Origin of the sequence: Acinetobacter sp. MYb10 (assembly GCF_002980175.2) — a bacterium.
GTDB lineage: Bacteria > Pseudomonadota > Gammaproteobacteria > Pseudomonadales > Moraxellaceae > Acinetobacter > Acinetobacter guillouiae.
In genome coordinates this window covers 3,143,998-3,157,817 of the sequence record NZ_CP058272.1, presented here as the reverse complement: position 1 = coordinate 3,157,817, position 13,820 = coordinate 3,143,998, and the positions used below count along the sequence as shown (strand labels likewise).

Sequence of the window (13,820 nt, the reverse complement as noted above, 5' to 3'; positions counted from 1 at the left end):
TCCTTAGTTTTAAACTGTTTTTCTCAATATTGAACATAATTTTTTGGCTTCTTTGTGCTCAATATTGCATCCATTTTCACGAACACTTTGCATATATAACGTATTTCAATCCAAGGATGCTAGTTTTATCTTTGAATCAACAGTTTATTTGCTTTTTGATATCCGCGCGGTAACAATTGACCTTTTGATGCGCGTTTACCGATATATTTCTGTAAATCTTCCCCTTTTAATTTTAATTGTTGCTGCCCTGCAAGCACTTGTATTACTTCATCTAAATTCAAAGTTAACATAAACTGAACAGACTCATTAGTTTCAAGTTGTATCAACTTATTTCCTTTACCTTTATTGAGCGTTGGCAAGTCAGATAATTCAATTAAAAGTAGGCGTCCTGCTGAGCTGAGTATAGCCAAATGAGTATGGTTTTCAACGACTTCGATTGGCATTGCTGTCGCATTTTCAGCAACAGTCAGGAATGTTTTACCTGCTTTGGCATTGGTGTCCAATTGTTTAGCTTGCGATTTAAAGCCATAACCTTTTGAACTTACAGCAACTATTTCTTTTTCTTCATCTTCAATCAGGACTTGCATAAAGCCCACACCATTGGCTGGAGAAAGTTTTGAACTCAACGGTTCTCCTAAACCACGCGCCGATGGCAAACTATTGATGGCCAAAGCATAACTTCGTCCAGTTTCATCTAAAATATATACTTTCTGATTCGACTTACCTTGTGCTGAACTTAAGTACTGGTCACCGGCACGGAAATTTAATTTTTCAACATCAATATCATGACCTTTGGCTGCACGAACCCAACCCGCCTCAGAAAGGATCACCGTTACCGCTTCAGCAGGCATTAAATCTTGTTCACTAATGGCCTGTGATTCTTCACGTTGCACAATCGGTGAACGACGATCATCACCAAACTTCTTCGCATCATCTTTAAGTTCTTCGATAATCAAAGATTTTAATGACTCTGGATTTGCAAGTTGTTCACGAATCACCGCTGCTCTGGCCTCAAGTTCTTCTTGCTCACGGCGCATTTCCATTTCTTCAAGTTTTGCCAAATGGCGTAACTTAAGCTCTAAAATTGCTTCTGCCTGAACTTCATCAATATTGAAACGCATCATCAACACGGGTTTAGGTTGATCTTCTTCACGAATAATTTTGATCACTTCATCAATGTTCAAATACGCAATGATCAAACCACCAAGAATATGTAGGCGCTTTTCAATTTTATTCAGATGATATTGCAGACGACGTGTGACAGTACTCTTACGAATTTCAATCCATTCTAATAAAATGCGACGGATTGATTTGACTTGTGGACGACCATCAGCACCGATCATGTTCATATTGACACGATAGCTCGACTCTAAATCGGTTGTCGCAAACAAATGACTCATGACTGCATCGGCATCGATACGATTTGAACGTAATACAATCACCAAACGTGTTGGGTTTTTATGGTCTGATTCATCACGTAAGTCACTGACCAATGGCAGTTTTTTGGCTTGCATTTGATCTGCAATTTGCGTGATGACTTTCGAGCCAGAAACTTGATATGGCAGCTCAGTGATGATAATTTCATTTTTTTCAATGGTATATACTGCACGGGTACGATAGCTACCACGCCCAGTCATTTGAATTTTTAATAATTCATCACGTGGTGTAATAATTTCTGCTTTGGTCGGTAAGTCTGGTGCAGGAATATATTCTGCAATTTTTTCATCTGTTAAGTTTGGATTACGGATTAAAGCAATCGTACCTTTAACCACTTCACGTAAATTGTGTGGCGGAATATCCGTTGCCATTCCCACTGCAATTCCAGTGGTACCATTGAGTAAAATATTTGGTACACGCGCTGGTAAATTGACTGGCTCTTTCATTGAACCATCAAAGTTATCTTGCCAATCACAGGTCCCTTGACCTAATTCAGAAAGTAACAAATCACTATAAGGAGAAAGTTTGGCTTCGGTATAACGCATGGCTGCGAATGATTTAGGATCATCAGGCGAACCCCAGTTCCCTTGCCCTTCAATAAATGGGTAACGATAACTAAATGGCTGTGCCATCAACACCATGGCCTCATAACAGGCTGAGTCACCATGCGGATGGTATTTACCCAATACATCACCGACTGTACGTGCAGACTTTTTCGGCTTACCACTTGGTTTTAATCCCAATTCGCTCATCGCATAAACGATACGGCGTTGTACAGGTTTTAAACCATCACTAATGTGTGGCAATGCACGATCCATAATCACGTACATGGCATAGTTGAGGTAAGCTTGTTCAGTAAATTCTGCTACGGAACGATTTTCTGTCGCATGATGCGCAAGGCTTGTCATAACAACCTTTTATCCTAAATAAGTGCGTTCTAAATAAATGTTTTGTATCTACGTTCTTATGCTAAGTCGCAGGGTCTGACTACACAAGTGCAAGTGTACCCTACAACGACAAATTGCGTCTTAAGATCTTTCTAATGACGTAAAATTATCCATTTTTTAAGAAATGAGCAACTTTTATTTAAACTGCTATTTTTAAATTGGGGTATGCGCTTTATTTCAAATGAAATTTATAAATGCTGAAACTTATTGAAGTGGTCCATTTCGCGTTTGTATAGAATGGATGCTCGAACTCAACAACCACCCGATCCCATATAGAAGCAGCAAAGTAACAGGAACTACGAAGCTATACGCTTGCGTCCAAGACAACCGATCGAATAAAGGGCCTAATCCAATTGCATTAAATGCCGACACTTGAAAACCTATGGGTAATTGTAAGAAAACAAAGTTTCCTTTGTTATCCGTCATTGGATCTAATGCGATATAAAGGCAAAATGCGGTAAGCAAAAGATAAACAATACAAAAGCTTAATCCAATTTTACTTTTCATTATTTCGCCCTCAATATTGGTCTGATCTATTGCATAATATCTCTATAAATGATTGGTTTTTTAATTTTAACGTTAGAGAAATTAAAATGGCTGAGAGGTAAGATTAACCCTATATCAGCCATTGTATACTTTTTCTTTGTTATCATTTTTTTAGCGCTATGTTTTTATATATTTCAATAAACGACTATAACCCAATCTCTTCTAAGGTCTTACCTTTGGTTTCTTCACCCAAGATCAAAACCACAGCGGCAACAGCGAAAAGTACAATCGTAAACATCATAAAGACTGAACTAAACCCATCACTTGCCACCATCATATGGGTCACCACCAACGGTGCGACAATCCCCCCCATACGACCGATTGCAGATGCCCAGCCTGAGCCAAAAGCACGAATATTGGTTGGATATTGTTCAGGCGTATAAGTATATAAAACCCCCCATGCACCCAAATTAAAGAACGACATTAAGCATCCCCACAACATAATCATATTGACTGAGGTTGCTTGACCAAAGAAGTAAGCAGAAAGCGCACACAGACCAATAAAACCAGCGAGGGTTGCTTTACGTCCAAGCTTTTCCACCAACCAAGCCGCAGCCACATAACCCGGTAATTGTGCCAAAATCATCCCGAGTACATATTCAAATGACTGCACAATGGTATAGCCCTGCTTGACCAGCAAACTTGGTAACCAAGTAAAAATGCCATAATAAGAATAGACGATACCAAACCAAATCAACCACAGCATCAAAGTACGACGTGCAAAAGCACCTGACCAAAGCTGTGAAAATGAAATCGTTTGTTTTGCTGAAACAGATTTGACTTCAATGGTTTCAATCACTTCTACACCACACTGCCGTTCCAGTTTCTGTACCAGTGCATGGGCTTCTTCAATTCGTCCACGATTAATCAAATAAGGGACCGATTCAGGCACTTTTTTGAGAATCATAAAAACATAAATTGCAGGTAAACCACCAATCAAAAATGCAATATGCCAACCATAATCAGGAATCACAAAATAAGAAATAAGCGCGGCAACAAGCCAGCCAAGTCCCCAAAAACTTTCTAAAAGTACAATAAATCGACCACGTACTTGAGCGGGGATATATTCGCTGACCAAAGTCACCGCCACAGGAAGTTGCCCACCCAGCCCTAAGCCGACAATAAAACGGAATACCAATAACCAAGTCAGATTCGGTGCAAAAGCACATAACGCGGTTGCAATGCTATAGGTCACTAAGGTAATCGCAAAGACTGTTCTACGACCAATTCGATCAGCCAAGCCACCTGAAAATACAGCACCAATTGCCATACCTACAAAGCCAATGGAGACCACCCAACCTTTTTCAGTAGGGGTCATTTGCCATTCTTCTGCCATTTTGGTGAGAATAAAGGAGATCAGTCCTGTATCCATGGCATCAAACATCCAGCCCAGTCCGATCACCCAGAGTAAGGTATAGTGAAATTTACCTATGGGTAAGCGTTGTACACGTGATACTAAATCCATAATGCACTCAACAAATATGTAAAAGCAGAAACAACTTTGGCTCGCTGTTTAATTTTAAAGACTGAACAGCAGAATTTCTCCTGCTAGTCCGTCAAAATCTTTAAACTCTTGAGAATGGAAACCATTGTTTATCAATATTTTTCTTGAAGCTATATTTTCGGGATCAATAATAGCCATGAGATCCTTTAAATATGCTTGTTGTTTTGCATGCTCAATTAAAAATGTAACAACTTGACTGGCAATACCTTTCCCCCAATATTCGGGTAAAAGCATATAACCCAATTCCGCAGTTGTTGCTGTTGGCTGATCCAACTCGAGTTTAGCTAAACCGATAAAGTGATTTGTTTGAGCATCAAGAATTTTATAATTTCCCAATGCCACATCATAGGCATTCTTGGATAAAATCTTGGCAAATTCGGTATGCGCTTCCTCAAGCGTTAATGCTCGCTCGGTAATCATTTGCATGACTTTAATATTTTTGACCAATTCAAAATACACAGCAAAATCTAGGTCAGTAAATTTTTCAAGTTTAATATTTTGATGAATCTGATATGACATACCAAGCTCAAAGTTAAATGCAGAGATTCACAATCAATAACTGCTGTTCAAGCATCTATCCTTAGGACTCATCTTTAGAAGATGCCGATTGTTCATCATCATCTTTATAGATAAATTTCGGCATTTCCAAACCAAAATAAATCGCCACACAACGTAATGCAAAACCAAAAACTAAAGTAGAAACCACGGTAATTTCAAGCGATAAACCGAAATCTATACAGAACCAATAGAAAATCACTGCAACAAAGGAAATCGACGCATACAGTTCACGACGGAATACCAACGGAACATCGTTACACAGAATATCTCGTAGAATACCACCAGATACCCCTGTTAACACCCCAGCAACGGCGGAAACCACAAAACCATGTCCCATTTGCAAGGCAATTTGACAGCCAATAATGGTAAAACCAATTAAGCCTAAAGCATCCAACAATAAGAAAATTGAATGTAAATGCTTCATCCATTTAGCAATAATAATGGTGACAAAGGCAGCACAGCATGTCAGAACAAGGTATTCAGGATGTTTGACCCAAGTCAGTGGATAATGTCCAAGTAAAACATCTCGCACAGAACCACCACCGAGTGCAGTGACACAGGCAATCAGTATCACCCCAAACCAGTCCATACTGCGTCGTCCTGCGGACAACGCTCCAGTCATGGCTTCTGCTGTAATGGCTATAATATAAATAATCGTCAGTAACATTGCCCTTCATCCACTGATGGGAAAAGATGCGCGCTATTTTAAGTCAAAAATGAACTAAAAGTTATAAAAATTGTGCGCAACATTGCTTAAATTTTTTGGCGGATCCACAAATACATGGCTGTTTCATGGTGATAGGCTGATCTGTGGTTGGATCTAAGAAATACCATACACCAGCATGCTGGACAAAGTGTGAAACTTCATGGTGTATTTGAGCCTGCTGACCATCGTGGAAATGTGCTTTAAATTCAACTTGAGCATGATTTTTATCGAGCTTTTCTTGGGCTTGCACCACTTCAAGACTGAGCCATTGATTGGCTTTGCTCCAGTCTGAAATCGCTTTAACATCCAAAGCTTGCTGCTGTCCAAGCGCAGTGGTCTGAACAATATAATCAATCTCATGTTTGGCAAAAGCGCTATAACGCGAACGCATCAACTGTGCCGCTGTCTTGGCTTTGTTCTGACCCAAATGTAGCGGCTGACAACATTCAGCATAAAGCACTGAACCACATGGACAGGATAGATTGGACATGAAAATACTCAAGATCTGAATAGGTTCAATGATAATCCAACCCAGCAGGAAATCGAAACCTATTCTTTCAATATGAATGATGTCATCTGGACATCATTTTAACGATATGGTTTAAATCATTATTCGCAATGACCAGATAGCAAGAAGCCAGTCTTTCGACTGGCTTCATTACAACAAATCCATTAGGACTCAGCATCTTTAGATTTTGTTAATGCCATAATATGCACCTTCTCAATCTTATGCCCATCCATCGTTACCACTTCAAACTCATAACCATCGACTTGAAGCTTTTGACCATTTTCAGGCAAACGCCCGAGATGGAACAAGATATAACCCGAAAGGGTTGAGTATTGTTCTGACTCATCGACTAAATCACGACCTAACAGCAAAGAAACATGACGAATATCGGTTGAACCTTCAAGGATCAACGAACCATCTTCAAGACTTTCCGCAGCAGCTTCTAGTTCATCTTCATCAGGGAACTCGCCTGCGATTGCTTCAAGCACATCAATCGGCGTTGCAATCCCTTCAATTGACCCATATTCATTTAATACAATCGCCATTTGTAAGGGTGCCTGACGAAGTTGCTCCATCACCATCAATACTTGCGCATTTTCATGCACAATCACAGGTTCGCGTAAGTGTTTTTCAAAATTTAAAACACCCGTTTCGATATAATCATTTAAAACTTTATGGGTTAAAACAATACCCGCAATATTATCCAATTCACCATGGGCCAAAATTAAACGTGAATGTGACATTGCCATCAAATTTTCTTTAATGCTGGCTTCGTCTTCATCCAAATCTAACCATTCTAATTCAGGGCGCGGTGTCATGACCGATTTTACAGGACGTTCTGATAGTCCCAAGACCCCTTGAACCATAACACTATGGTAAGCGCCATTTTCATCATCAAAAATTTCATCTGCCAGTGCTTGTGTTGCGATCACATCATCCGCTTTACCATTTTGACTATCGGCACTTTTTCCACCTAACATTTTCAAGACTGCTGAAGCTGTACGGAAACGTAAGTCGGTCGTTGTCACCATTTTCTCTTGGTTTTTACGCATGGTTTGGTTCATAAACTCGATCAGTACCGAGAAACCAATCGCTGCATATAAGTAACCTTTTGGAATGTGATAACCAAAACCTTCGACGATCAATGAAAAACCAATCATCATCAAAAAGCCAAGACATAGAATCACTACTGTCGGGTGCTTATTGACAAAGTCCATCAAGGCTTTTGATGCCCACAGCATAATAGCTACAGCAATCACCACAGCGATCATCATCACTGAAAGTTCTTTCACCATTCCCACAGCGGTGATCACACTATCGAGGGAGAATACTGCATCTAAAACAACAATTTGAACAATGACCATCCAAAATACAGCATGTACAGGATTTTCTTCTTTAAGATCCTGACCACCTTCAAGGCGCTCATGTAGTTCCATTGTGCCTTTAAACAATAAGAACACACCACCAAACAGCAAGATCAGATCACGCCCAGAAAAAGCATGCTCAAAGAGATGGAATAATGGTTCGGTTAATGTCACCACCCATGCAATAGATGCCAGTAACACCATCCGCATACAGAGAGCAAGTAAAAGCCCAATAATCCTTGCTTTATCACGTTGTTCAGGCGGAAGCTTTTCTGCCAAAATTGCAATAAATACAAGGTTATCAATACCCAAAACGATTTCTAAAACAACTAAAGTTGCAAGACCAACCCATGCAGAAGGATCAGACATCCACTCAAGTATCATTGATCTTGCTCCATTGAAAATGTGCAATAGCTATTTTCAGCATGTGAGAACTGTAAATTTCGGAATTGAGAAGAAAACTTTAGTGTATTTTGAACTATTATTTTGTCTAAAGATTGTGCATTTTCGGAGCGACTACAACCACTACCCATGATGATTCATTTGTTGATAAATAAGCGTTAATTATAGGCAATCCAGACAGGAATTTCATCTCATTTATCAGGATTTTTACTGATTTACCTAAAATTAAATACAAAATCAAAGCGATACAAATCATTGCAAAAGCGCCGATAACACAACATGTTTTTGTCACATTTCTTACTTAAAGTAGTAGAAATGTATAAGAACATGATAAGTTAAGGTGAAAAAATAAATTATGAATAGTGTATTGCCTGTAATGATGAATAAACCTTTCGAATTAGATCAACAACAACATAAAGCCACACAATGTTTAATCGCTCTCTATTGTGGCTCCCGACCTGGAAATAACCCTACCTATCGAGAAAAAGCCATCCAACTTGCCCAAGGCATCGCAGAACAAGGTTTTGGAATCGTCTATGGTGGTGCAAGTATTGGCTTAATGGGCCAAGTTGCAGATACGGTCACGGAACATGGTGGTGATGTTGTTGGTGTTATTCCCGAATTTATGCTGGATTATGAAATTGCCCATAACCAATTAACAGAATTACATATTGTGCAAAACATGCATGAACGTAAAGCAATGATGGCTGAACGTGCAAGTGCTTTTGTCGCACTGCCAGGTGGCTTTGGTACCTTTGAGGAAATTCTAGAAGTCGCGACATGGGGACAATTGAATCAACATCAAAAACCGATGATGTTATATAACGTCAATGGTTTCTATGACCATTTGATTGCGCAATTAGACCATGCTGTTATTGAAGGTTTTTTACCGCCTCAACATCGGGCAAAACTGATTGTGTGTAATCATGCAGATCAAATTTACAATGCCATTAAGAACCTAGAAAGCCCAAAACAGTTTATTGTTTAAACAGCTGATTATTAAAATATATCCTTAAAAAATGAGCCTTGATCAAAGGCTCATTAACTTTACAATCAACTCAAAAGTATTCATTGCAACTCTTTTTTATTAATTCAATAAATCATAAAATCGATCCATTCTGAAACAATTGCCATGCATAAATCAAAACCGCAGCAGCTACAATCCAGCATAACGTTGCAATCCCTAAACAAGACCACATCGAAAGCTTAGTTGCCAGTAAATAGACCGTGAGCAAATAAATGAGATACGGAATCAATGACCACAGCCCGAATAATGCTGTTTGCTTTAAAGCTTCAGCACCTTTTTCCTGCGCTACAATCACATGTGCGATCAATGCAAATGTTGGAAAAAGTGGGACTAAACCTGCAATATAAAATGCCTTACTTTTTGAAAGAATTGAAATCAACAAAACCACTGCTGCACCCAGAATACATTTCAAAAATAAGGACAACATCTAAAATTACTCGAACACATGATCAGTGCAAGAGTTTACGCCAAGCGTGTAAATTTGAAATCTAAAATATTAGAAATTTAGTGACGTAGAAGTTACGCGTTTAAAAAGCGCGTTTTAATTTGCCACGGTTAATAAAAGCAACCAAGCCCATAACAATAGCCATCAGTATAAAAAAGATAAACTTTAGCTCATTTCTACTCAAGTGAGTCTCAGATTTATTCACTTCAGCTTGGGTAAAATTGGCTTGTACTGGCGGTAAAGGTGAGGCATAAGTGGGTTGAATATTTTTAAAATTTAATTCACTGAGTTCAGCAGGCTTTTCGCCTTTGCCCACCAAAACATAAGCCGCAACAATGTCAAAATCCAAAGGGTTTTGAATGCCAAATTTCACTTTGGTGGGTTCATAAGTGTTGTATTCAGGGATCCAATCATTCACTTGACTATAAATACGAATGCTATCTGTTTTTTCCAATATTGGATCTGTAATCAGCTGTTCTGACGTATCTTCAATGAATGTCTTTAAGCCTTTGAATTGCTTGAATGAATATTGATTAGTTTGCGTCAAATTTTCTGCGATCAGTGCTTGGTATACAGCATGCTCACTTGGATTGGCTTTATTTAACAAACCTTGATTGTCCATGACAAACTCAACTTTTGCAGTAAGTCCCGGATAATTTTGTCGCCCAACCAAATAAACCGCGGTCCAAATCTGATCCCCCGCTTGTACATCTTCTAATTCTAATTCGTACAATTGATTGGGTTTTAAATTTAACACTTGATCAAATAAAACTTGTGAAGTCTCGCCAGCCAAGACATTGCAAGAAAATGCAAAACAAATAACTGATATAATTTTTCGTATATTCATTTTCAAGCCCTCCACAAGTGCGATAGATATCACATATTTTATAATAAAAACAATGGTTAATCACAGAAACCTTGTCTAACAATTCTCTTTTTTAGATAAGTGGTTATTGATTGCATCACAGGACCAATCTTGAAGCTGATCTGGTTTATTCGTTCTACCCTATGCAATATCGAAATAAGTATTCAGAAATCAGCACAGCATCAAAAAACTGACTGCATATCTCATTTTTCTTCAATGACTTATTTTAAATAAATTATAGCTTTGATTTTAAAGTAGCTGAATGCGACCCTAAGAATTGTTTAAAACTATCATAAACATATGAATCTTATTATTTTATTCAAAAACTCAAACTCCATCACAGTTTTAAATGGTCAGTTACATGACACAATTTGTCGTTTAAAAACTATTTTTTACAGCTTGAACAAAATTAAATCGCTATCATATACCCCTTTAATTCGCATAATTTCGAGAAAGCTTTTATGAGTCAAAGTCATATCCGTATTCGAGGCGCACGTACCCATAATTTAAAAAATGTGTCACTCGATATTCCACGTGACAAGTTTGTGGTCATCACAGGACTCTCAGGCTCAGGGAAATCATCTCTGGCTTTCGATACCTTATATGCAGAGGGTCAGCGCCGTTATGTCGAATCTTTATCTGCTTATGCACGTCAGTTCCTTTCACAAATGGAAAAGCCTGAAGTTGATTCAATTGAAGGTTTAAGCCCTGCGATTGCGATTGAACAGAAATCTACCAGCCATAACCCACGTTCAACCGTGGGAACCATTACTGAAATCTACGACTATTTACGTTTACTCTATGCACGCGTTGGTACACCTTACTGCCCAGAGCATGACTTGCCGATGGTTGCACAAACTGTTTCTGAAATGGTCGATGCAGTGAAAGGACTGGAAGAAGGTACAGCGTTGATGCTCCTTGCACCAGTTGTTCGTGAGCGTAAAGGCGAATACAGCAACCTGTTTGAGCAATTACAAAGCCAAGGTTTTGTCCGCGCGCGCGTGGATGGTGAAGTGATTGATATCGATACACCACCAGAACTCGATAAAAAGAAAAAGCACACCATTGAAGTTGTGGTTGACCGCTTTAAAGTCCGTGATGACTTAGGTAACCGAATTGCCGAAAGCTTTGAAACAGCCTTACGTTTAGGCAGTGATCTGGCGATTTTATCGTGGATGGGTGGTGAACATCCTGACCGTGTATTTTCAGCAAAACATTCATGCCCTGAATGCGACCGTGCTGTTGCTGAACTCGAACCACGTTTGTTCTCGTTCAATAATCCATTTGGTGCCTGTCCTGTCTGCGACGGTTTAGGTACTCGTAGTCATTTCAGTGCTGAAAAACTCATTCCAAGTCCAGATGTTTCTATTAGCCAAGGCGCAATCCGCGGCTGGGACAGACAACGTCCATACTATTACAGCATGATTCAGAAAGTTGCAGATCATTTTGGGTTTTCTTTAGACACGCCTTGGAATGAACTCGATGCTGATACAAAAAAGAAATTTCTTTATGGTACAGGAAAAGAAAAAGTCGATCTTAGCTATATCGATGAGCGTGGTCGTAAACACAATCGTGTACAACCTTTTGAAGGCATTTTGCCTCATTTAGAGCGTCGTTATCGTGAAACTGAATCTAATTATGTCCGTGATGATCTGGCGCAGTATTTATCCAATGCCGCTTGTGATGCTTGTGGCGGTTCACGTTTAAATGAAATTTCACGTCATGTGCGTGTTAAAGACAAAACTATTGCCCAAATTACCAAAATGTCGATTGGTGATGCTGAAAGCTACTATCAAGATTTAAATCTTGAAGGTGCCAAAGGTGAAATTGCCGATAAGATTTTTAAAGAAATTCGCGAGCGTTTGCACTTTCTTGTATCAGTCGGTTTAAATTATTTAAGCCTGTCTCGCTCTGCTGAAACGCTTTCAGGTGGTGAAGCACAACGTATCCGCCTAGCCTCACAAATTGGTGCTGGTCTAATGGGGGTGATGTACGTTTTAGATGAGCCATCCATTGGTTTACACCAACGTGATAATGATCGTTTACTTGAAACACTGGTTCGTTTGCGTGATCTGGGTAATACAGTTTTAGTGGTTGAGCATGATGAAGATGCAATTCGTGCAGCAGACCATATTATTGATATCGGTCCGGGGGCTGGTGTACATGGCGGTCATATCATTGCCGAGGGAACCTATGATGAACTCGCAGCCAATGAGAACTCACTGACAGGAAAATACCTATCTGGTAAGTTAAAAATTGCGGTGCCCAAAGAGCGGGTTAAACCACCTAAGCCTGAAGAACAAATTAAACTGATGGGCGCATCAGGGCATAACTTACAAAATGTTGATTTGACGATTCCTTTAGGTGTGATGACTTGTGTGACAGGTGTTTCGGGTTCAGGTAAATCAACCTTAATTAACCGTACCCTGTTACCACTTGCTGCAACGCAATTAAATGGTGCAACCACCTTAACTGCTGAAAAGTTTGATTCGATTGATGGCTTACAGTTCCTTGATAAAGTGGTAGACATTGACCAAAGCCCTATTGGACGTACTCCACGTTCCAACCCAGCGACATATACCGGTTTGTTTACCCCGATTCGTGAATTGTTTGCACAAACCCCTGAAGCCAAAGCCCGTGGTTATGCTGCAGGTCGTTTCTCATTTAACGTCAAAGGCGGGCGCTGTGAGGTGTGTGAGGGGGATGGTATGATCAAAGTTGCCATGCACTTCTTACCCGATATGTACGTGCCTTGTGATAACTGCCATGGTCAGCGCTATAACCGTGAAACTTTGGAAGTTGGTTATAAAGGCAAAAATATTTCTGATGTATTGGAAATGACTGTCGAAGATGCGATGCATTTCTTTGATGCAATCCCTGTGATTCACCGTCGTTTGGAAACCTTAAACCAAGTCGGGTTAGGCTATATCCGCTTAGGTCAGTCTGCAACAACGTTATCTGGTGGTGAAGCGCAACGAGTCAAACTGGCACGTGAGCTAGCAAAGCGTGATACAGGTAAAACCTTGTATGTACTGGATGAACCAACCACTGGTTTGCATTTCCACGATATTGCCAAACTGCTCGATATTCTTCATGAACTACGCAATAAGGGCAATACCATTGTTGTGATTGAGCATAATCTCGATGTGATTAAGACGGCGGACTGGGTGATTGATTTAGGCCCTGAAGGTGGTGCAGGTGGTGGTCAGATTATTGCGGAAGGTACCCCAGAACAGGTGGTGAAATCTAAAGTTTCACATACAGCGAAATTCTTAAAGCCGTTGTTAAAGTAATTCACTGCATCTTCCCTTCCCTCCTTTAAATAAGGAGGGAGTTTCTCTCTTTATCCCACAGGACTTAGGAGGAGATTAATCAGCTAAGCTCGAAATTAAATAGCTCATATAATTTTTATAAAACTCAGATTCTCAGCCTTTTTTCATCCTATATTTCAATAATCATCTGCTTAATTTTGGGATTTTTTAAAGCAAATTTTGCATTTCTAATTTAAACA

General features: G+C 39.5%; 10 protein-coding genes. 2 read left to right on the top strand and 8 right to left on the bottom strand.

Going from position 1 to position 13,820, the window contains the following annotated elements; all coding sequences use genetic code 11:
- Nucleotides 1-125: 125 nt before the first annotated feature.
- From parC to CQZ96_RS14700, 6 genes are all read right to left on the bottom strand, one after another.
- The gene (gene parC, locus CQZ96_RS14725) at nucleotides 126-2,345 is read right to left on the bottom strand and encodes a DNA topoisomerase IV subunit A (protein WP_105713793.1); all 2,220 of its coding nucleotides are present in this window, start codon (nucleotides 2,343-2,345) and stop codon (nucleotides 126-128) included.
- Between the two features lie 730 nt (nucleotides 2,346-3,075).
- Nucleotides 3,076-4,395, bottom strand: coding sequence for an MFS transporter (locus tag CQZ96_RS14720; RefSeq protein WP_105713792.1), 1,320 nt, complete (start codon nucleotides 4,393-4,395; stop codon nucleotides 3,076-3,078).
- 54 nt (nucleotides 4,396-4,449) lie between these two features.
- Nucleotides 4,450-4,953, bottom strand: a complete 504-nt coding sequence (locus tag CQZ96_RS14715) for a GNAT family N-acetyltransferase (RefSeq protein ID WP_105713791.1) — start codon at nucleotides 4,951-4,953, stop codon at nucleotides 4,450-4,452.
- Between the two features lie 61 nt (nucleotides 4,954-5,014).
- Nucleotides 5,015-5,659 (bottom strand): trimeric intracellular cation channel family protein, encoded by a 645-nt coding sequence (locus CQZ96_RS14710; protein ID WP_004725253.1) that lies wholly within the window; start codon nucleotides 5,657-5,659, stop codon nucleotides 5,015-5,017.
- Nucleotides 5,660-5,720: 61 nt separating this feature from the next.
- A complete protein-coding gene (locus tag CQZ96_RS14705; RefSeq protein WP_105713790.1) occupies nucleotides 5,721-6,188 on the bottom strand; it encodes a YchJ family protein in 468 nt (155 codons plus the stop codon).
- A 182-nt stretch (nucleotides 6,189-6,370) separates the two neighbouring features.
- Nucleotides 6,371-7,954, bottom strand: coding sequence for a TerC family protein (locus CQZ96_RS14700; RefSeq protein ID WP_004816521.1), 1,584 nt, complete (start codon nucleotides 7,952-7,954; stop codon nucleotides 6,371-6,373).
- Nucleotides 7,955-8,327: 373 nt separating this feature from the next.
- Between CQZ96_RS14700 and CQZ96_RS14695 the strand changes: the two genes are divergently transcribed.
- Nucleotides 8,328-8,960 (top strand): TIGR00730 family Rossman fold protein, encoded by a 633-nt coding sequence (locus CQZ96_RS14695; protein WP_004816519.1) that lies wholly within the window; start codon nucleotides 8,328-8,330, stop codon nucleotides 8,958-8,960.
- Between the two features lie 112 nt (nucleotides 8,961-9,072).
- Here the strand turns inward: CQZ96_RS14695 and CQZ96_RS14690 are convergent, their stop codons facing one another.
- Both CQZ96_RS14690 and CQZ96_RS14685 read right to left on the bottom strand, forming a co-directional pair.
- Nucleotides 9,073-9,426 (bottom strand): GlpM family protein, encoded by a 354-nt coding sequence (locus tag CQZ96_RS14690; protein ID WP_105713789.1) that lies wholly within the window; start codon nucleotides 9,424-9,426, stop codon nucleotides 9,073-9,075.
- A 100-nt stretch (nucleotides 9,427-9,526) separates the two neighbouring features.
- Nucleotides 9,527-10,291: a hypothetical protein gene (locus CQZ96_RS14685; RefSeq protein WP_105713788.1), complete on the bottom strand. Its 765-nt coding sequence runs from the start codon at nucleotides 10,289-10,291 to the stop codon at nucleotides 9,527-9,529.
- Between the two features lie 479 nt (nucleotides 10,292-10,770).
- On the opposite strand from CQZ96_RS14685, the gene uvrA reads away from it, so the two are divergent.
- Entirely contained in the window at nucleotides 10,771-13,602 is a 2,832-nt protein-coding gene (uvrA, locus tag CQZ96_RS14680; RefSeq protein ID WP_004816511.1) for an excinuclease ABC subunit UvrA, read from the top strand.
- The last annotated feature ends 218 nt before the right edge of the window (nucleotides 13,603-13,820 follow it).

Excerpts from the sequence above, each read along its gene's own strand:
- CQZ96_RS14700 (WP_004816521.1), bottom strand. The coding sequence starts at position 7,954 with ATGATACTTGAGTGGATGTCTGATCCTTCTGCATGGGTTGGTCTTGCA.
- CQZ96_RS14690 (WP_105713789.1), bottom strand. The coding sequence starts at position 9,426 with ATGTTGTCCTTATTTTTGAAATGTATTCTGGGTGCAGCAGTGGTTTTG.
- CQZ96_RS14720 (WP_105713792.1), bottom strand. The coding sequence starts at position 4,395 with ATGGATTTAGTATCACGTGTACAACGCTTACCCATAGGTAAATTTCAC.
- CQZ96_RS14705 (WP_105713790.1), bottom strand. The coding sequence starts at position 6,188 with ATGTCCAATCTATCCTGTCCATGTGGTTCAGTGCTTTATGCTGAATGT.
- CQZ96_RS14710 (WP_004725253.1), bottom strand. The coding sequence starts at position 5,659 with ATGTTACTGACGATTATTTATATTATAGCCATTACAGCAGAAGCCATG.
- CQZ96_RS14695 (WP_004816519.1), top strand. The coding sequence starts at position 8,328 with ATGAATAGTGTATTGCCTGTAATGATGAATAAACCTTTCGAATTAGAT.
- parC (WP_105713793.1), bottom strand. The coding sequence starts at position 2,345 with ATGACAAGCCTTGCGCATCATGCGACAGAAAATCGTTCCGTAGCAGAA.
- CQZ96_RS14685 (WP_105713788.1), bottom strand. The coding sequence starts at position 10,291 with ATGAATATACGAAAAATTATATCAGTTATTTGTTTTGCATTTTCTTGC.
- uvrA (WP_004816511.1), top strand. The coding sequence starts at position 10,771 with ATGAGTCAAAGTCATATCCGTATTCGAGGCGCACGTACCCATAATTTA.
- CQZ96_RS14715 (WP_105713791.1), bottom strand. The coding sequence starts at position 4,953 with ATGTCATATCAGATTCATCAAAATATTAAACTTGAAAAATTTACTGAC.